At 71.0% G+C, this 17,154-nt stretch carries 20 protein-coding genes and 1 pseudogene; 4 read left to right on the top strand and 17 right to left on the bottom strand.

What is annotated here, in order from left to right; genetic code table 11:
• Positions 1-17: 17 nt before the first annotated feature.
• From BWI15_RS36035 to BWI15_RS36015, 5 genes are read right to left on the bottom strand one after another with little or no spacing between them, the layout of a single operon-like run.
• Positions 18-782 carry a type III pantothenate kinase gene (locus BWI15_RS36035; RefSeq protein WP_077018932.1) on the bottom strand — a complete coding sequence of 255 codons (765 nt, stop codon included), beginning with the start codon at positions 780-782 and terminating at the stop codon, positions 18-20.
• Complete coding sequence (nadC, locus tag BWI15_RS36030; protein ID WP_077018931.1) at positions 782-1,636, bottom strand: carboxylating nicotinate-nucleotide diphosphorylase; 855 nt, start codon at positions 1,634-1,636, stop codon at positions 782-784. The genes BWI15_RS36035 and nadC overlap by 1 nt, the downstream gene beginning before the upstream one ends.
• 4 nt (positions 1,637-1,640) lie before the next feature.
• Positions 1,641-3,302: an L-aspartate oxidase gene (locus tag BWI15_RS36025; protein WP_077018930.1), complete on the bottom strand. Its 1,662-nt coding sequence runs from the start codon at positions 3,300-3,302 to the stop codon at positions 1,641-1,643.
• 22 nt (positions 3,303-3,324) lie between these two features.
• A complete protein-coding gene (gene panC / locus BWI15_RS36020) occupies positions 3,325-4,152 on the bottom strand; it encodes a pantoate--beta-alanine ligase (RefSeq protein WP_077018929.1) in 828 nt (275 codons plus the stop codon).
• The gene (locus BWI15_RS36015) at positions 4,149-5,039 is read right to left on the bottom strand and encodes a Rossmann-like and DUF2520 domain-containing protein (protein WP_077018928.1); all 891 of its coding nucleotides are present in this window, start codon (positions 5,037-5,039) and stop codon (positions 4,149-4,151) included. Before BWI15_RS36015 ends, panC begins: the two co-directional genes overlap by 4 nt.
• Before the next feature lie 122 nt (positions 5,040-5,161).
• On the opposite strand from BWI15_RS36015, the gene BWI15_RS36010 reads away from it, so the two are divergent.
• Together BWI15_RS36010 and BWI15_RS40655 are read left to right on the top strand one after the other, a co-directional pair.
• The gene (locus BWI15_RS36010) at positions 5,162-5,734 is read left to right on the top strand and encodes a 2'-5' RNA ligase family protein (protein WP_077018927.1); all 573 of its coding nucleotides are present in this window, start codon (positions 5,162-5,164) and stop codon (positions 5,732-5,734) included.
• Positions 5,721-6,410 (top strand): annotated as a pseudogene (locus BWI15_RS40655) (SAM-dependent methyltransferase); the annotation flags it as partial. The gene BWI15_RS36010 and the pseudogene BWI15_RS40655, both read left to right, overlap by 14 nt.
• 98 nt (positions 6,411-6,508) lie before the next feature.
• On the opposite strand, the gene BWI15_RS36000 reads toward BWI15_RS40655, so the two are convergent.
• The gene (locus BWI15_RS36000; RefSeq protein ID WP_083751199.1) at positions 6,509-7,996 is read right to left on the bottom strand and encodes a PH domain-containing protein; all 1,488 of its coding nucleotides are present in this window, start codon (positions 7,994-7,996) and stop codon (positions 6,509-6,511) included.
• A complete protein-coding gene (locus BWI15_RS35995) occupies positions 7,993-8,481 on the bottom strand; it encodes a PH domain-containing protein (protein WP_077018925.1) in 489 nt (162 codons plus the stop codon). Before BWI15_RS35995 ends, BWI15_RS36000 begins: the two co-directional genes overlap by 4 nt.
• A gap of 26 nt (positions 8,482-8,507) precedes the next feature.
• On the opposite strand from BWI15_RS35995, the gene BWI15_RS35990 reads away from it, so the two are divergent.
• A complete protein-coding gene (locus tag BWI15_RS35990) occupies positions 8,508-9,713 on the top strand; it encodes an NADH-quinone oxidoreductase subunit D (RefSeq protein ID WP_077018924.1) in 1,206 nt (401 codons plus the stop codon).
• A gap of 269 nt (positions 9,714-9,982) precedes the next feature.
• Positions 9,983-10,879: a hypothetical protein gene (locus tag BWI15_RS35985; protein WP_143466113.1), complete on the top strand. Its 897-nt coding sequence runs from the start codon at positions 9,983-9,985 to the stop codon at positions 10,877-10,879.
• Between the two features lie 57 nt (positions 10,880-10,936).
• Here the strand turns inward: BWI15_RS35985 and BWI15_RS35980 are convergent, their stop codons facing one another.
• The 10 genes from BWI15_RS35980 to BWI15_RS35935 form a co-directional block, all read right to left on the bottom strand.
• Positions 10,937-11,731, bottom strand: coding sequence for an inositol monophosphatase family protein (locus BWI15_RS35980; protein WP_077018922.1), 795 nt, complete (start codon positions 11,729-11,731; stop codon positions 10,937-10,939).
• 35 nt (positions 11,732-11,766) lie between these two features.
• Positions 11,767-12,099, bottom strand: a complete 333-nt coding sequence (locus BWI15_RS35975; protein WP_077018921.1) for a putative quinol monooxygenase — start codon at positions 12,097-12,099, stop codon at positions 11,767-11,769.
• On the bottom strand, positions 12,099-12,590 hold the full coding sequence (locus BWI15_RS35970) for an HAD domain-containing protein (protein ID WP_077018920.1): 492 nt from the start codon (positions 12,588-12,590) through the stop codon (positions 12,099-12,101). Before BWI15_RS35970 ends, BWI15_RS35975 begins: the two co-directional genes overlap by 1 nt.
• Positions 12,591-12,617: 27 nt before the next feature.
• Positions 12,618-13,058, bottom strand: a complete 441-nt coding sequence (locus BWI15_RS35965) for a hypothetical protein (RefSeq protein WP_077018919.1) — start codon at positions 13,056-13,058, stop codon at positions 12,618-12,620.
• Positions 13,059-13,069: 11 nt separating this feature from the next.
• Positions 13,070-13,582 carry a DUF3180 domain-containing protein gene (locus BWI15_RS35960; RefSeq protein WP_237771607.1) on the bottom strand — a complete coding sequence of 171 codons (513 nt, stop codon included), beginning with the start codon at positions 13,580-13,582 and terminating at the stop codon, positions 13,070-13,072.
• 2 nt (positions 13,583-13,584) lie between these two features.
• Complete coding sequence (folK, locus tag BWI15_RS35955) at positions 13,585-14,151, bottom strand: 2-amino-4-hydroxy-6-hydroxymethyldihydropteridine diphosphokinase (protein WP_077018917.1); 567 nt, start codon at positions 14,149-14,151, stop codon at positions 13,585-13,587.
• Positions 14,148-14,537 (bottom strand): dihydroneopterin aldolase, encoded by a 390-nt coding sequence (gene folB, locus BWI15_RS35950; protein ID WP_077018916.1) that lies wholly within the window; start codon positions 14,535-14,537, stop codon positions 14,148-14,150. Before folB ends, folK begins: the two co-directional genes overlap by 4 nt.
• A complete protein-coding gene (locus BWI15_RS35945) occupies positions 14,534-15,034 on the bottom strand; it encodes a nuclear transport factor 2 family protein (protein WP_083751198.1) in 501 nt (166 codons plus the stop codon). Before BWI15_RS35945 ends, folB begins: the two co-directional genes overlap by 4 nt.
• Positions 15,031-15,828: a dihydropteroate synthase gene (gene folP, locus BWI15_RS35940; protein WP_077018915.1), complete on the bottom strand. Its 798-nt coding sequence runs from the start codon at positions 15,826-15,828 to the stop codon at positions 15,031-15,033. Before folP ends, BWI15_RS35945 begins: the two co-directional genes overlap by 4 nt.
• A gap of 142 nt (positions 15,829-15,970) precedes the next feature.
• On the bottom strand, positions 15,971-17,122 hold the full coding sequence (locus BWI15_RS35935) for a S1 family peptidase (protein WP_077018914.1): 1,152 nt from the start codon (positions 17,120-17,122) through the stop codon (positions 15,971-15,973).
• Positions 17,123-17,154 lie beyond the last annotated feature (32 nt).

Raw genomic sequence — 17,154 nt, 5'->3', positions numbered from 1 at the left:
TTCTGGGGAGTGTGGACTCAGTGGTTCCGGGTGAAGGCCTGATCGAGGCCGAGCAGCGGCAGGAACGGCTCGTGGTGGGTGATCAAGGTGGACTCCGGAACGATCAGCGGAGCCAGAGCGCCGGTCGCCACGACGGGAACGGCGCCCGGCGTGAGGGACTGCTCGGTGAGGATGCGGGTGACCAGTCCGTCGACCAGTGCGGTGAAGCCGAAGATCGCGCCGGACTGGAGGGCTTCGACGGTGTTCTTGGCGACCGCGGCGCGGGGGCGGGTGAGCTCGACGCGGCGGAGCTGGGCGGCCGAAACACCGAGCGCGTCGGTCGCGGTTTCGATGCCCGGGGCAATCGATCCGCCGACGAAGGCGCCGGCCGGGTTCACCAGGTCGACGGTGGTCGCGGTCCCGATGTCGACCACGACGCAGGGGGCGCCGTACCGGTTGACGGCCGCGAGCGCGTTCGCGATCCGGTCGGTGCCGACCTCGCGGGGGTTGTCGACCAGCACCGGAAGGCCGGTTTTCACGCCGGGCTCGACGACGACGCTGGGCACGTCGCGGTAGTAGCGGGAGACGACGTCGCGCAGTTCGTGCAGGACGTGCGGCACGGCCGAGCAGACCGCGACGCCCGACACCGGCGCCTCACCGGCGAGCAGGCCGTCGAGCAGCACCGCCCACTCGTCCGCGGTACGGCGGGGGTCCGTGCCCACCCACCAGTGCCGCTTGACGGTGCCCTCGAAGACCAGTCCGACGAGGGTGCGGCTGTTCTCGACCGCGACGGCCAGCAACATCAGGCTTCCTGGAGGTCCAGGGCCAGATCGAGGACCGGAGCCGAGTGCGTGAGCGCGCCCACGGCCAGGAAGTCGACGCCGGTTTCGGCGACCGCGCGGGCGACGTCGAGAGACAGACCGCCCGACGCCTCGAGGCGGGCCCGGCCGGCGATCTTCTCGACGGCCTCGCGCAGCTGCTCGACCGGCATGTTGTCCAGCAGGATCAGGTCCGCGCCGGACTCCAGGGCGATCAGCGCGTCGTCGACCGAGTCGACCTCGACCTCGACGGCGATCTCCGGGTAGGCCTTGCGGACCAGCCGGAACGCCTCGGCGACGCCGCCGGCCGCGATCACGTGGTTGTCCTTGATCAGCGCCGCGTCGGACAGGCCCATCCGGTGGTTCTGGCCGCCGCCGCACCGGACGGCGTACTTCTCCAGCGAGCGCAGCAACGGCATCGTCTTGCGGGTGTCGCGGATCACCGCGCCGGTGCCCTCGACCTCGTCGACCCAGCGCCGGGTCAGGGTGGCGACCCCGGACAGGTGGCAGACCAGGTTGAGCATCGTGCGCTCGGCGGTCAGCAGCTGACGGGTCTTGCCCCGGGCGGTCAGCAGCACGGCACCGGCCTTGACCGCCGTACCGTCGGTGACCGAGTGCTCCACCTCGATCTCATCGCTGCCCGCGACCAGGCGCAGCACCAGCTCGGCGATCTCCAGTCCGGCGACCACTCCGTCGGCGCGTGCGACCAGCTCGGCGACCGAGACCTGCGCCTCGTCGACGGTGGCCGTGGTGGTGACATCGACACCGCCGGCCAGGTCCTCCTCGATGGTGGCCCGGACCAGGTCCTCGACCCACCGCCTGTCGAGCGTGTCATCCATGTCGCTACTTCCCCTCCGATGCTTCCTTCAGCGCCACGAAGGCCGTGGCAGGCCGGGCGGAGTTCCCGTCGCCCGCCAGTGTGAGGTCCAGATTGCCCGACCACACGGTGTCGTCACGATCCGGGTGGTCCTCACGCCAGTGCGAGCCGCGGCTCTCCTCGCGGGCCGTGCCCGCCGCGACCAGGGCGGACGCGACGGTGACCAGGTTGGTGGCCTCCCAGCTCGGCGTCCCGGGCTCGCCCGCGGGCTGCTCGATCAACCGGCCGAGGCGGTCACCGGCGTCCGCGAGCCCGGTCGCGCTCCGGATCACTCCGGCACCGACCGTCATCACCCGTTGCAGCTCCGGTACGACGTCCGCGTTCACCAAGCCGGGAACCCTACCGTCGTCGGCCGGTTCGCGCAGATCTGGCAGGTCGTCGGCCAGTGCGGCCGCGATCCGCCGGGCGAACACCAGGCCCTCCAGCAGCGAGTTGGACGCCAGCCGGTTGGCGCCGTGCACGCCGGTGCAGGCGACCTCGCCGCACGCGTACAGCCCGGGCACGGAGGTCTGGCCGTGCAGGTCGGTCCAGACTCCGCCGGAGGAGTAGTGGCACGCCGGCGCGACCGGGATCAGCTCGCGGACCGGGTCGATGCCGTGCGAGCGGCACGACGCCAGGATGGTGGGGAACCGCACCCGCCACTTCTCGTCGCCGAAATCCCGGGCGTCGAGCAACATGTGATCCTTGCCCGTGGCAAGCATCTTCCGCATGATCGCTTTCGCCACCACGTCGCGCGGCGCCAGGTCGGCCAGCTCGTGCTGCCCCTGCATGAACCGGTTGCCGTCGTGATCGACCAGGAACGCGCCCTCGCCGCGCACGGCCTCGGACACCAACGGCTGCTGGCCTTTCGCGCTCTTGCCGAGCCAGAGCACGGTCGGGTGGAACTGGATGAACTCCAGGTCCCGCACCTTCGCCCCGGCCCGCAACGCCAGCGCCACCCCGTCGCCGGTCGACACGCTCGGGTTCGTCGTCGCGGCGTACAGCTGGCCGAGCCCACCCGACGCCAGGACGACGGCCCGGCTGCGGATCGCGCCGACGCCGTCGAGCTGCCCTTCGCCCATCACGTGCAGCGTGACGCCGGCGACCGCGCCGTCCGCGGCGAGCAGGAGATCCAGGACCAGCGCGTGCTCGATGATCCGGATGTCGTCGGCCCGCTTCACCGCGGCGACCAGGGCCCGCTCGATCTCGGCGCCGGTCGCGTCGCCACCGGCGTGCGCGATCCGGTTGCGGTGGTGGCCGCCTTCGCGGGTCAGCGACAGGTCGCCGCCGGCCAGCGTGTCGAACCGGGCGCCCAGCTCGATCAGGTCGTGCACGGCCTCGGGTCCCTCGGTCACCAGCGCCCGGACGGCGGCCGGGTCGCTCAGCCCGGCCCCGGCGACCAGCGTGTCCTGCAGGTGGTCCTCGGGCGAGTCACCCGGCCCGAGCGCGGCCGCGATCCCACCCTGCGCCCACTGCGTCGAGCCGGACGCGACGACGTCCTTGGTCACCACCAGCACCGACCCGAACTCGCGCAGCTTGAGCGCGGCGGTCAGTCCGGCGATGCCCGAGCCGATCACCACCACGTCGACCGTGTCGGTCCATCCGGGCGCGGGCGCGGCAAGCCGTTGCGGAACGGCGGGAGCAGTCATTCCGCGACCGTATCAATGGATTTCATCTGAGAGTGATGGAAATGTTGTCAATGAGACGGGTCGTGCCGACACGAGCCGCGATCAGCATCCGGGCCTCCCCCGGACCGATCACCGGCCCCAGATCAGGTGCCCTGAGCGCCAGGTAATCGATCTTGACCGACGGCACAGACTCCAGCTCGGCATGCGCCGCGGCCAGTACGGCGTCCGGCCCGTTCATCCCGGCCTTCGCCCCCGCGGTGAGCGCCCGGTACAGCACCAGTGCCTCGTCACGCTCGGTCTCGTCGAGGTACCGGTTGCGCGACGACAGCGCCAGCCCGTCGGGCTCGCGCACGGTCGGCACCGGCACGATGTCGACGTCCCAGTCCAGATCGCAGACCATCTCCCGGATCAGCGTGAGCTGCTGGTAGTCCTTCTCACCGAACAGCGCCAGGTCCGGCGAGGTCAGGTGCAGCATCTTCGCCACGACGGTCAGAACGCCGCCGAAGTGTCCCGGGCGGACCATGCCCTCCAGCTCGTCGGCCAGCGGCCCGGGGTGCACGGTGATCGACGGCTCGTTGGGGTAGAGCTCGTCGCGGGACGGGTTGAAGACCAGATCGACGCCCTCGGCCTTGGCGATCGCCAGGTCGCTGGCCAGTGTGCGCGGGTAGCGGTCGAAGTCCTCGGTCGGGCCGAACTGCAGCGGATTCACGAAGATCGTCAGCACCACGCTGCCGTCGGGTCCGACCCGTTCGCGGGCCTCGGCCAGCAGCGCGGCGTGCCCGTCGTGCAGCGCGCCCATCGTCATCACCACCGCGCGTGGGCGGACCGCCGCCGCGGCGCGCAGTTCCGCCTTGGTCTGGGTGAGTCTCATCGCGGTGCCTCCCCTGTCCGGTCCCGCTCCAGCACCTGTTGCCGCTGGTCCTGCTCCAGTCGGTCCTGCTGCCCGTCGAGCAGCTGAGCGAAGCGCTCCGCCGTCGCCGCGTCGATCCGTTGGTCCTGCGTCACCCGTTCCACCGTGGCCCGGGCCAGCTCGGCGTACGTGCTGGCTGTGCGGCCCCGGAGAGCGGCCAGGTGGGCTGCCACCGTGTCCACGTCGCCGCGCGCGATCGGCCCGGTGAGCGCATCATGACCGGACCGCAGCGTGTTGTCGAGAGTTGCGGACAGCAGTGGCCGAAGTGCCGCCACCGGATCCGTGACTCCGGCCTCCAGCAGTACGTCGTACGCCTGGCTGACCAGTGTTGTCAGGTGGTTCGCCCCGTGCACCAGACCGGCGTGGTAGCGCGCTCTCTGCTCCTCGGCGACCCACTGGATGCCGGCGCCGAGCCCCTTGACCAGCCGCTCGACGAAGTCCGTGGCGGCGGCCGGCGCCGTGGCGGTGAACGTCACGCCGGACAGGTCGACCGGACCGCCCGGGAACGTCATCGGCGGGTGCAGCGCGACCGGTGTCGCCGGAGTGGCACCAAGGACCGCCAGGCCGTGCGCACCCGACAGGTGGACGACGTACTGATCAGGTGTCAGCGGCAACGCGGCCGCGACGGTTCCGATCCGGTCGTCCGGTACGGCGAGCACGACGACGTCCGCGCGGCTGGTGACCTCGTCCGGAGCCAGCACGGGGACGTGCGGGAGCAGGAGGGCGGCCCGGTCGAGCGATGCTCGTGAGCGCGCGCTGACGCCGGTGACGGGGTGTCCGGCGCTCGCCAAGGCTGCTCCCACGGCGCTGCCGGCCCGACCGGCTCCGATGATGCCGATACGTTCCATGTCCACTCTCTACGTTCCAGTCCTCTCACGAGGTACCAGACGATTGGTGCGGTTGCGGACCAGCGTACGGCGGATCGGCGGCACGTGGTGGAGTCGTGCGTCACAGGTGGGAGCATGAGGCGGTGAGCAGATTCGCCGACCCCTGGCCCGAGCCGACCGGCCGGACCGCGATCCCGATCGCCGTACCGGAGCTGGCCGCGTTCACCGATCGGTGGCGCTCGGCGTCGTACTCGCCCGCCCGGCCCGAGCTGCCGCTCAGCGCGCTGGTGCCGCCGCACGTGACCGTGCTGGTGCCCTGGCTGCAGGACCCGTCGCCGGAGGACGTGCTGCGCCTGACCGAAGCGGTCGCCGACGTCGCGCCGTTCGACCTGTCGTTCAACTCGGCCGGGCAGTTCGAGAACGGGACGAGCTGGCTGCTGCCCGAGCCGTACGACGAGGTGCTTGCCCTGGTCAACGCGGTCCTGTTCGCCTTCCCCGAATGCCCGCCGTACGGCGGTGAGCACCTCGAGCCGCACCCGCACCTGACGATCGCCATGTCCGGCCAGGGCGGTCCGGCGGTCGTCGCGGCGGCCGAGGAGGCGCTGGCCATGTCGCCGCCGCCGGCGGTGCGGCTGGACGACCTCACCATCTGGCGGGAGGGCGACGACGGCATCTGGCAGCTGACCGGCTCGGTGCCCCTAGGTGCTCGTGTGTAGCGCGCGCCCATCCCCTGAATCGCCCGTGCGTAGCTTCCGGGAGGCCTGGGACGAGGCGCTGTACGGCGCCGACGGGTTCTACCGCCGCGAGCGACCGGCTGCTCACTTCCGGACCTCGGTGCACGCCTCCCCGCTCTTCGCGGGCGCGCTGGTCCGGCTGGCGCGGTCGATCGGTGCCACTCACCTCACCGACATCGGCTCCGGCTCCGGGGAACTCGGCCAGGCTGTCGCGGCACTCGACCCCGATCTGACCGTGACCGGCATCGAGCTGGACGACGAACTGCCGGCCACGCTCAACGGCCTCGTGGTCGCCAACGAGTGGCTCGACAACATCCCGTGCGAGCTCGCGGAGCTGGACGACGACGGCGTTCCGCGTTACCTGCTGGAGGATTTCTCCCTCGGTCCAGTTGTCGAGGGCAACGATCGCGGCTGGCTCGACCAGTGGTGGCCGCTGGCCGAGCCGGGCGATCGCGCCGAGATCGGGACCACCCGCGACGCCGCGTGGGCCGGGGTCCTCGACCGCTTGGAGACCGGCCTGGCGATCGCGATCGACTACGGCCATGTGCGCGCCGGGCGGCCGCCGTACGGGACACTGACCGGTTTTCGCCGCGGCCGCGAATGCGACCCGGTCCCCGACGGCAGCTGCGACCTCACCGCCCACGTCGCCCTGGACTCGCTCGGCGGCACCATCACCACCCAGCGAACCGCCCTGCTCACCCTCGGCGTCTCCGCCGACCGCCCCGGCAACGACCTGGCCCGCAGCGATCCCCTGCGCTACGTCGCGGGGTTGTCCTCCGCCGGCGAGGCCGCTGAACTGCTGGACCCCTCCGGGCTCGGCGCGTTCGGCTGGGTCTGGACAGGGAGAGGCGCGGACGTCGTACGGCGGGCCTCGCGCGCTCTGGTGGTCTGAGCTTCCAGGAGGTCGGCCGCGTCGGCCAGGTCGCGGTGGAGGGCGATGGCGTCGGTGGGGCCCTGCGGGGTGTCGATGTGGACGTTGGCCAGCCGGAGGCGGCGCTGGATCGGGCCCTGCTGGACACGGACCGACTGGGTCTTGTGATGCAGGACCACTGAGGTCTTGCGGCTCACCCAGCCGCGCTGCGTGACCAGCACCTGGTCGTCCGCGCCGTACGCGAGGTAGCGCCAGCCGACCGGGCGGAGCCACTTCACCCGGCTCGGCGCCCGGTGCATCTCGATGCGGGACAGGTCGAAGCCGGGCAGGACCCGGGCCAGTACGCCGGCCACCTCGGTGCGCTCGCCGACCGGGAGCAGCTGGACGCCGTTCTGGTCCTCCTCACCGTCGCCGGAGACTCCGCCGACCACACCGGCGATGTCCAGGTCGACGCGGGACCAGCCGAGGCGACGCCAGATCAGCGGCTCGGTGATCAGCAGGCCCTGCACCCGGCCCGGCGGGACGGTCTGGCGCTGCAGGTCGAACAGGCCGCGCTTGGTCCGCAGGCCGTCCCGGCTCTCGACCAGCGTGAACCGGTGGTTGCCGACGACCTGCTTCCAGATCGGCTGCACCACACCGAGCAGCAGCGGCAGGCCGGCGAACAGACCGACGTGGAACTCCAGCACGGTCGTGGCCACGATCAGCCAGATCAGACCGGCGAGACTACCGAGCACTGTGGACGACAGCAGCGTCGCACCGAGCAGGCGCCCGGTCGGAACGACCAGCAGCGGTGGCGGCTCCTGCTCCGGCTGCGCCGCCTCTTCGGCGGCCTCCTTGCCCTTGGCCCGGACGAGCAGGATGCCGCGCAGCTTGGCGGCCTCCTCGGAGGTGAAGTAGCTCAGCTTGCCGTCACTGCGGCTGCCGCCGGCCACGTCCATCCGCAGCTCGGCCATGTTGAACAGCCGCGCGACGAACGGCTGCGCCACGTCGATCGCCTGGATCCGGTCGAACCGGATGATCCGCGTCCGGCGGAACAGGAACCCGCTGTCCACCCGGACCGCGTCGTCGGTCAGCTGCCACTTGGTGAACCACCACGACAACGCGCCGAGCAGCATGCCGCCGACCAGCACGCCGGCCAGCGCGATCCCGGCGATTTTGAGGTTGCTGCGCAGCCCTTCGTTGTTGGCCATCGCGAACGCGGCGACGACGAAGTATCCCCAGCCCTTCACGAACGGCGTCAGCGGGTGGAGCCGGTCGCCCTCGCGCTCGACGAGAGGAGCCGGCTCCGGCGTCGCGCCGTACGGCGGCGGGGCCGGGGCGTCCGGATCCGGGGCGTGCGGCGGCGCTCCGGATGGGGCGTTCGGCTCGGTCACAGGCCCCACGCCTGAGCTTGGCCCAGGGCGGACAGCCGGTCACGCAGCCGGCTCGCCTCGTCGGGATGCAGACCGGGGATCTTCGCGTCGGTGGCCGGCGTCGCCGTGTGCAGCTCGACCGTGGCGATCCCGTACGACCGCTCCAGCGGGCCTGCCGCGACGTCGACGAACTGCATTCGCCCGTACGGCACGACCACCAGCTGGCGGAACATGATGCCGTGGCTGACCAGCAGCTCGTCCTCGCGCTCGGCGTACTTCCAGGACCGCTGGTTGCGCCCGATCAGGCTCCACGACCAGGCGAATCCGGCCGCCACCAGCAGCACCCACAACCCGGCGTACAGCCAGCTCAGCATCAGCCCGAAGGCGAACAGGCCGGCCACGGCGACCAGGCCGCAGAAGATCGCCGACGTCACCCGGCGGACCGCGGCGAGCTTCGGCGAAACCGGCGTCCAGCTGACATCCGAAGGTGCGAAGAGGTCGTCCACGCTCCAAGCCTGTCACGATAGGGGGCATGAGTGCGGAAAGAGTGGTGGGAATCGGCGCGGGAGCAGCCGGGCTGGACCCGCTGTACGAGCGCGGGGGCACCGGCGCCGGGTCCGAGCTGCCGACCACCGACATGGTGCTCAACATCGGGCCGCAGCACCCCGCGACGCACGGCGTCCTGCGGCTGCGGCTGACCCTGGACGGCGAGCGCATCATCGGCTGCGAGCCGATCATCGGCTACATGCACCGCGGCGCCGAGAAGCTGTTCGAGGTCCGCGACTACCGGCAGATCATCGTGCTGGCGAACCGGCACGACTGGCTCTCGGCGTTCTCCAACGAGCTCGGCGTCGTGATGGGCGTCGAGCGGATGATGGGGCTCGAGGTCCCGGTCCGCGCGGTCTGGATGCGCACCCTGCTGGCCGAGCTGAACCGGGTGCTGAACCACCTGATGTTCCTCGGCTCCTACCCGCTCGAGCTGGGCGCGATCACGCCCGTCTTCTACGCCTTCCGCGAGCGCGAGACGATCCAGGCCGTGCTGGAGGAACTGTCCGGCGGGCGGATGCACTACATGTTCAACCGCGTCGGCGGACTCAAGGAGGACCTCCCGCACGGCTGGCTCGGTCGCGCCTCCGCGGCGTCCACCGCCGTCCGCGGCCGGCTGCCCGACATCGAGAATCTCGTGCTGGGCAACGAGATCTTCCGCGCCCGGACCGTCGGCGTCGGCAAGCTGTCCCCCGAACTCATCGCGGCGTACGGCGTCACCGGCCCGATCGCCCGGGCCTCCGGCGTCGACGCCGACCTGCGCCGCGACGAGCCGTACCTCGCGTACGACGAACTGCTGCGCGACGGCGTACTGCGCGTCGTCACCCGCTCCGACGGCGACTGCTTCGGCCGCTTCGCGCTGCTGCTGGAACAGGTCAAGGTGTCCCTGGATCTGGTCGACGCCTGCCTCGACCGCCTGGCGTCGATGCCCGCCGGCCCGGTCAACGTACGGCTGCCGAAGATCCTCAAGGTCCCCGAGGGCCAGACCTACACCTGGACCGAGAACCCGCTGGGCATCAACGGCTACTACCTGGTCTCCCGCGGCGACAAGACCCCGTGGCGGCTGAAGCTGCGCTCGGCCAGCTTCAACAACATCTCGGTGCTGCCCGAGATGCTGCCCGGCACCATCGTCGCGGACATGATCGCCATCCTCGGCAGCATGTTCTTCGTCGTCGGGGACATCGACAAGTAACTCGCGCTGTCCCGGCAGCGTCTGGAGATCAGCCCGGGGCCTCCACAGCGGACGGCAACCACTGCCTCCTCACAGGTCGTGCGCCTGCGCGTCTCCGAAAGTTGCCCGGGGCAACAGTGTTGCACATTCAGAAGGCCCTACAAGAACGGCGACAGGTACGGGCGGAGTACGGGCAGTGGTGTGTCAGCGGGGTGGGAAAGGATGCCGACGGCATCACCCTGCGCGGGCGGACTGCCCGCGCGAACCCGACCCCTGGAGGAACTCCCCGGATGCGTAAATCCATCGTGGCAGCCGCCACCGCACTGACCGTCGTCGCGACCGGCCTCGGCGTGGCCGGCCTGGTCGGGACGGCCCGGTCGGCGACCGCGGCGATCGGCGACGTCCCCACGGACTGCAGGGTCTCCACCGCGGCGTACCGCTCCGACGGGCAGCGTCTGACCTACAGTTACGACGGTGGCCGGACCAGCACCAAGCAGTACGGCAACGACGACCTCGACTGGGTGCCGACGGCGCATCAGCAGCTCGGCGGCTCCGGTGACGACACCGTCTTCCGCAGTACCGAGATCGCCGCCCACCCGACCGACGGCCGGCTGTACAAGCTGAGTCGCGAGGGTCATCGCCAGGAGGACGGCAGCTGGTCCATCATGTCGTCGAGCTCCAGCCATCTCGCGACCGGGTTCGCCAACACCCGGATCCTCGCGACGGCCTCGCCGTACCTGTACCGCGTGGCGGGCAGCACGCTGTACCGGTACCAGGAGAAGTACGTGAACGGAGCGTTCACGTACTCGGCGCCGGTGACGCTGGCGACCGGTTGGGGCGGCGTCAACACCCTGACGTACGAGGGCACGCGCGGAACGGGCAGCAGCGCCGTCGACGTACTGATCGGCACCAAGGTCAACGGTGAGCTCCGGGAGTGGCAGATCAACCGCGCCACCCCGACCAAGATCTCCGGCAAGACGCTGCGGACGAGCGGCTGGGCCTCCTTCACCAGCCTCAGCACCGGCTTCTGCGACGCGCACCCCACCGGGCGGCCGCTGCTCGCCATCACGGCCGACGGCAGGGCCTCGGTGCACTTCGACGCCAACAGCAAGGACGGCGTCGCCACGGACATGAAGGGCGGCTCGCTCGGCCAGCTCGGCTGGACCGCGAAGGCCTACGGCCAGTAATCCCTGCGGTGCCGACGATCCGGTCCTCGGTTCGTCGGCACCTGGCCCGTCCGGCGGTCAGCCTCCGGCGGCCTGCTGGATCAGCGGGAGCAGCTCGTCGGCGATGCCCGGCGCCAGCGCGATGGTCGCGCTCGAGGCGACGTCGTGCGGGGAACCGTCGAGGTCCAGCACGACCGCGCCGGCCTCGCGGGCAATCACCGCGCCGGCGCTGGTGTCCCACGGTTTGTTGCTGAACATGACGGCGGCATCGAGGCTTCCGTCGGCGACGAGCGCCAGGTGCAGCGCGCCCGTGCCGAGCATCCGGATGCGCTGGACGCGCGGGACCAGGAGCTCGATCAGCGCGAAGCGGGCGCGGTTCTTCTCGGCGGCGTCCTCACCGACCGCGAAGTCGCCGGCCATCACCATGGCCTCGGACAGCTCGGTGGTCTTGCTGGCCTGGATCGTTTCGGCGTTGCGGGTGGCGCCCAGACCGTCCGCGGCCAGGTAGCGCGTCCCCAGCATCGGGAAGTCCAGTACGCCGGCCACCTGCCGGTCGCCGTCGACCAGGCCGAGCGAGATGCCCCACAGCGGGACGCCGTGCACGTAGTTCACCGTGCCGTCGATCGGGTCGAGGACCCAGGACAGCTGCCCCTCGCCGGGACGAGCGCCCTCCTCCTCGCCCAGGAACGCGATCTCCGGCGTCACCTTGGCCAGATGCTCCCGGACCGCCCGCTCGACCGCGATGTCCGTGTCGGAGGCCATGTCCCGGTCACCCTTGGAGTGCAGAGCGCCGGGCTCGCGCGACTCCACCAGGTCAGCGGCGACCGCCACCGCCCCTTCGGCGATCTCCAGCAAACGGCGCAGGTCGGTCACAGGCGTCTCCTCAGCAGGCGGTCGGTACCAGCAACCTAACCGAGCGGCGGAAACACCTCGGCCATCGGCATCGAGTCCAACAGCTCCCGCAGCTCCGGCGACACCTCGCCGTGCACCTGCAGCACTGTCAACTCCGCCAGCTCGAAGACCTGCGCGAGCACGTCCCCCACATGCTCCTGATGCGCGAGCACAGCCGCCGAGTCGGCGTACTCCTCCAGCGCCACGACGTACCCCGGCCCTCGGAACCAGTCGTACCGCAGCGTGCCGGCCTCCTCAGCCACCCGCCCCAACAGAGCCCGCACCGCCGCCGCGAACTCTTGCTCGACCCCGTCCCTCACGACGAACTCGGCGCGTACCAGGATTCCCATCAACTACCTCCATCCATCGAACCGGCAACTCGCACCCAGGCCTCGACCGCCGCATAGTCAGCCGACCGCAGCCCCGCCCCGGGATCCACGTGATGCAGCAGCGCCGGCGAAGGCGACCGCTCGCTCACCCACGCCTGCTCGCGCTCGCCGATCTCGTCGTCGAACCACACGAACGGCCGACCGTCCGCCCACGCCAGCACCTCGGGCGTCTTCCAGTAGATCTGCTCGTCAGCCGGCTGCTCCTCAGCCCACGCGACGCACGGCAGCTCCGGCAGGCCCAGTCGAGGAGCGATGACCTCGTTGGCTTCCCCGATCCACGTCGTCGCCCAGACGAGCTCCAGACCCAGCGCCAGAAGTCGCGGGCCGTGCCGGGGATCGAGCCGGGTCAGCAGGGGATTGCCGTCAGGACCAGGCTCGCCGTACGCCGGGTACGGCGGGTCGCCGTACGGGATCAGTGGGCCGTCCACGTCGAGGAACAGCAGCGGGCGCATGCCCCCGACGCTAACCCCTGAGAGGGATCAGGAGGCCGCGAGGCCGCGGAGCTTCAGGTCGACCACTGTCGGGGCGTCGGCGTGGGAATGCTTGTCGCCGGCCGCGACCACGGTGGCGACCTCCTCGTCGATCTTGTCGAGGCGCTGGTCGATCTTGTCCAGGCGGCGCTGCATCAGGTCGACGAACTCGGCGTTCTCGACGACGCGGGCACTGGTGATCCGGGAGTACTCCTGGGCGACCTGCGCGCGTTCGTCGCTGTGGGCGAGACGTTCGACCAGCAGCTGGTGGCGGATCAGCAGAGAGCAGCCGATCGCGACCAGTACGGCGACGACTGCGGCGGCACGCAGGATCCACGCGTTCTGGGCGAACAACGCGACACTGACGGCCAGGCAGACGACGATCAGCAGACTGTTGGCGGCGGTGAGAACGGTGGTCCTGGTTCGACGGCGGCTACCCCTTGACCCCATGGACCGACATGTTAGGTGGTCTCGTCGGGGTCTTCGGGGATACGACACGCACGTTCGAGCAGCAATCCGGCCGTGACGACCAGCACTGAGATCACCGCGGCGACACCCGCTGTGATCACCCTGTTCCGCGGCCCGCTGGAGCCCACGGCGTCCAGGAAGGATAACGCGAACCCTGCGTACACACCGGTGCACAACGCGCCGACAAACGCGCTGGCTTTTCCGAGCATCAGCAGGAAGACCGCGCGCGACGGCTCGATCCGTTCCCGCCGGACCTGGACCCGCTGGTGAGTGTTGCGGGCGGCAACGAACAGCAGCGCGGCCAGGAACGCCCACGCGACCAGCGTGAGCCACGACACCGTCGGCGCCACACCGCCGCCGGACTCGATCGCCTTGACCATGGTGACCCCGATCGCCGCCCCGAGGACGGCGATCGCGATCAGCAGGCGGCGGGCCGTCGGCCGGACCGAGCCCGGCCGCTGCGGCTCCTTGCCGGGCGCCCGGCCCGGCCCGGGACTGCCAGACACCACTACTGCAGCTCGATGGTCGGCTCGTCGAGCTTGGTGACGCCCGCCGTCCCGACCTTCGCGAGCAGGTCGGCGACCGGGCCGAGGCCCGGCAGTTCGGCGTCCGGCTCGATGTCCAGCCACGGCGCCAGCACGAACGCGCGCTCGTGCGCCCGCGGGTGCGGCACGGTCAGCTCGTCGGACTCGATCGTCTTCTTGCCGTACGTGATCAGGTCGACGTCCAGCGTGCGCGGCGCGCCCGGCACGCCGCGCTCCCGGCCGAAGGCCTGCTCGACGGCGTGCGCGCGGTCCAGCAGCGTCTCGACGGCCAGCGTGGTGTCGGCCAGCAGCACGATGTTCAGGTACGGGCCGGACTCCTCCGGCCCACCGATCGGCGCGGTCTCGTAGACCGGCGAGACGTCGACGACCACGACGTCCGGAGTGTCCCGGAGCGCGTCCACGGCGCCCTGCAGGTTCGCCTCACGGTCGCCGAGGTTGCTGCCGAGCGACAGGATCACCTGGCGGATCGGCTTCAGGCCACCGCTGAGGGTGTCCGCGTCGATGACGTGGGGACTAGGGGTCTCAGTCACGGGGTATCTCCGGGTTTGCGCTGCACGGTCAGGACAACATCGTCGAACGGCACGGTGATCGGCGCCGAGGGTTTGTGAATCGTCACCGCGGTGCCGGTGACGCGCGGGTCGGCCAGGCAGATCGTGGCGATCCGCTCGGCCAGGGTCTCGATCAGGTCGACGGGGTCGTTCTCGATCGCGGCGTGCACCTGCTCGGCGACCACGCCGTAGTTCACGGTGTCGGCCAGGTCGTCCGAGGCGGCCGCCTTCCGGGTGTCCAGCTCGAGCCGGACGTCGACGACGAACTCCTGGCCGTCGGCCCGCTCGTGGTCGAACACCCCGTGCCGGCCGAAGCCCCGGATGCCGCGGATCTCGATCACGTCAGGGGGCACCACGGGACCGCTCATTGCGCCTCCTCCGCTCGCCCCCCAGACGACAGTACCGGGGAGGCATGGTGGATCCACAACCGCCAGCCGGACGAAGTTTTGCGGAACACGTTGGTCGCCAGTGCCTTGCCGCCCGCGAAGCCCTCCTCCGGCGCCCCTTCGCCGGACGACAGCACGTTCTCCGTGCACGTGACGTAGGCCACGTCGCCGTCGACCCGGGCCTGGACGTCGGTCAGGAAGAACTGGATGTACGGCGTGTTCGCGAAGATCATCGCCCAGGCCCGCATCATCTCCGAGTAGCCGGAGATCGCCGCGTTGCCCGGGTGGATGCAGACCGGATCCGGCTCCGGCAGCCAGACCGCCGCCATCAGGTCCAGGTCACCGGCCTCGAACGCGTTGTAGAACGCCGTGTTCGCGGTCAGCACGCTCGTCTCGGCCGACGGGCCGCGCGCGCCCGACTGTTCCCGGGCGCCCTGCTGCGCGCCCGGCTGGTCCTGGTTCGGCTGCTCTTCGGTCATACCGCTCCCCACCTGCTCGCCACCCGGACCGCGTCCGCACTCGGCGCCACCGCATGGGCCCGGACGCACCAGGCTCCACTCGCGGCGGCAAGGGCGGAAACAGCAGCGCTCGCGTCGTCTCGTCGTACGGCGGGCCTGGGCTCGCCGGTCTCCTCGTCGGCGAGCAGCCTACCGAGGAACGCCTTGCGGGAGGCACCGATCAGCAACGGCCGCTCCAGTACGGCGAACTCCCGCAGCCGGCGCAGCACCTCCCAGTTGTGGTCCGCGTTCTTCGCGAAGCCCAGTCCCGGATCGAGCGCCACCTTCGCCAGGTCGATCCCGGCCGCGGCGATCGCGTCCAGCCGGACCGCGAGCTCGGCGATCACCTCGGCCACCACGTCGTCGTACCGGGCCCGGCTCTGCATGTCGGCGGAGTGGCCACGCCAGTGCATGCACACGTACGCCGGACCGCGCTCGGCGACCAGCGGCAGCATGTCGGGGTCGGCCAGGCCGCCGGACACGTCGTTGATCATCACCGCGCCCGCGTCGAGCGCCAGGGCGGCGACGTCGGCGCGCATCGTGTCGACCGAGATCAGCGCGCCGTCGGCGGCCAGCGCCTCGATCACCGGCAGCACCCGGCGGATCTCCTCGGCCGGCTCGGGCCGCTGCGCCCCCGGCCGGGTCGACTCACCGCCGACGTCCAGCAGGTCGGCGCCCTCGGCGAGCAGCTCCCGCCCGTGCTTGATCGCCGCGGCCGGCTCGAACCACTCCCCGCCGTCGGAGAACGAGTCCGGAGTCACGTTGACGACGCCCATCACCAGCGCGCGGTCCGGTGTGGGCAGTCCCTGAACATGACTCGGTGGGGCAGTTCGCACTGGACCACCGTAGTGGTCCCGATCGAACTGCCCCACCTAGGTACCGGGCCCCCATCAATCCCCGAGCGCCTGCCGGGGGTTGCTAACCCAGTACCAATGAGGCGTTGCTGGCGGACAGCGCCTCACCGATCGGTTGTGAGTACGACTCGTTGGGCTGGCCGTGCTTGTGCAGGCACTCGCCGCTGATCAGCGCCGCGCCGCTGGTGATGCCCAGCGCGTAGCTGCCGCTCAGGTTCGCGCCGCCGGAGTCGCCGATCCGGACGCAGGCGGTGTGCTGGTACAGGCCTTTGACGATCTGGTTGGCGCCGTAGTTGACCGTGACGTTCTTGGCCACCACCCGGCCGCAGGACCAGTGGGTGGTCTTGCCGGACTTGCAGACCGAGGCGCCGACCGTGACGCCGGTCGTGCCCTGGATCCGGACGTCGCCGTCGTTCCAGCGCTCGACCTCGCCGCGCTGGTCCCAGCCGTCGATCACCCGGACGGTGCCGAAGTCGTTGCCGGGGTAGCTGGAGCTGCGGGTCTCGCCGAGCACATAGCCGTTGCGCGAGAACGACGGCTTGCCCGCCGTACAGTGCCCGGCGGTCAGGAAGATCCGGCTGCCGTCGTCGGCGCGGGCGTTGAAGCCCAGCGAGCAGGTGTAGCCGGTGTTCTTGTCGACCTGGATGCCGCCGCGCAGGCCGAAGTCGTCGGCGGTCGGGCGGACCGTGCCCGGCGTCCTGCGGATCGTCACGCGGTCGCCGTTCGTCTCGGCGCGCCGGACGAACCGCTGGGTGAACACGTCCCGGGCGCCGTCGGGCACGCTGACGACCACCGTGCCGGTGATCGGGTCGACGTACCAGGACTTCACCTCGCCGGCGGTCGAGCCGACGGCGATCTTGTCGAGGTCGCGCTGGACCGCCTGCAGCTGGGCCGCGGTGAACCGGACGAGTCGCGGAATCGCACCGGCCGCGCGGACCAGCTCCGCGGTCGCCTCGTCCGGGACGGCGACCACCAGCTCACCCGCGTCGTCCAGGTAACTGCCGACGATCCGGGACCCGAGCCGGGTCTCCAACGCGTTGGCCTTGAGGATCTCCTGGTGCTGCAGCAGATCGACGTCCTGCGCGTCGACCGTGCTGGCCGGGCCCGCCTGTCCCGCGCGGGATTCCGCCTGCGCACCGTTCGCCGCGACCAGTCCCGCCGCCGTCAGAGCAACGATTCCGGCAACTGCGGCGCCCACCCGGCCACGCCCTGACATACGTTCCTCCTCACGAAGGCGCCCCGCACCCG

The organism is Kribbella sp. ALI-6-A, assembly GCF_001984195.1.
Classification (GTDB): domain Bacteria; phylum Actinomycetota; class Actinomycetes; order Propionibacteriales; family Kribbellaceae; genus Kribbella.
The sequence above is the reverse complement of the archived record's forward strand: the minus strand, read 5'-3'. Positions and strand labels throughout refer to the sequence as shown.

Excerpts from the sequence above, each read along its gene's own strand:
- BWI15_RS36035 (WP_077018932.1), bottom strand. The coding sequence starts at position 782 with ATGTTGCTGGCCGTCGCGGTCGAGAACAGCCGCACCCTCGTCGGACTG.
- nadC (WP_077018931.1), bottom strand. The coding sequence starts at position 1,636 with ATGGATGACACGCTCGACAGGCGGTGGGTCGAGGACCTGGTCCGGGCC.
- BWI15_RS36025 (WP_077018930.1), bottom strand. The coding sequence starts at position 3,302 with ATGACTGCTCCCGCCGTTCCGCAACGGCTTGCCGCGCCCGCGCCCGGA.
- panC (WP_077018929.1), bottom strand. The coding sequence starts at position 4,152 with ATGAGACTCACCCAGACCAAGGCGGAACTGCGCGCCGCGGCGGCGGTC.
- BWI15_RS36015 (WP_077018928.1), bottom strand. The coding sequence starts at position 5,039 with ATGGAACGTATCGGCATCATCGGAGCCGGTCGGGCCGGCAGCGCCGTG.
- BWI15_RS35990 (WP_077018924.1), top strand. The coding sequence starts at position 8,508 with ATGAGTGCGGAAAGAGTGGTGGGAATCGGCGCGGGAGCAGCCGGGCTG.
- BWI15_RS35985 (WP_143466113.1), top strand. The coding sequence starts at position 9,983 with ATGCGTAAATCCATCGTGGCAGCCGCCACCGCACTGACCGTCGTCGCG.
- BWI15_RS35975 (WP_077018921.1), bottom strand. The coding sequence starts at position 12,099 with ATGGGAATCCTGGTACGCGCCGAGTTCGTCGTGAGGGACGGGGTCGAG.
- BWI15_RS35970 (WP_077018920.1), bottom strand. The coding sequence starts at position 12,590 with ATGCGCCCGCTGCTGTTCCTCGACGTGGACGGCCCACTGATCCCGTAC.
- BWI15_RS35965 (WP_077018919.1), bottom strand. The coding sequence starts at position 13,058 with ATGGGGTCAAGGGGTAGCCGCCGTCGAACCAGGACCACCGTTCTCACC.
- folB (WP_077018916.1), bottom strand. The coding sequence starts at position 14,537 with ATGAGCGGTCCCGTGGTGCCCCCTGACGTGATCGAGATCCGCGGCATC.
- BWI15_RS35945 (WP_083751198.1), bottom strand. The coding sequence starts at position 15,034 with ATGACCGAAGAGCAGCCGAACCAGGACCAGCCGGGCGCGCAGCAGGGC.
- folP (WP_077018915.1), bottom strand. The coding sequence starts at position 15,828 with ATGGGCGTCGTCAACGTGACTCCGGACTCGTTCTCCGACGGCGGGGAG.
- BWI15_RS35935 (WP_077018914.1), bottom strand. The coding sequence starts at position 17,122 with ATGTCAGGGCGTGGCCGGGTGGGCGCCGCAGTTGCCGGAATCGTTGCT.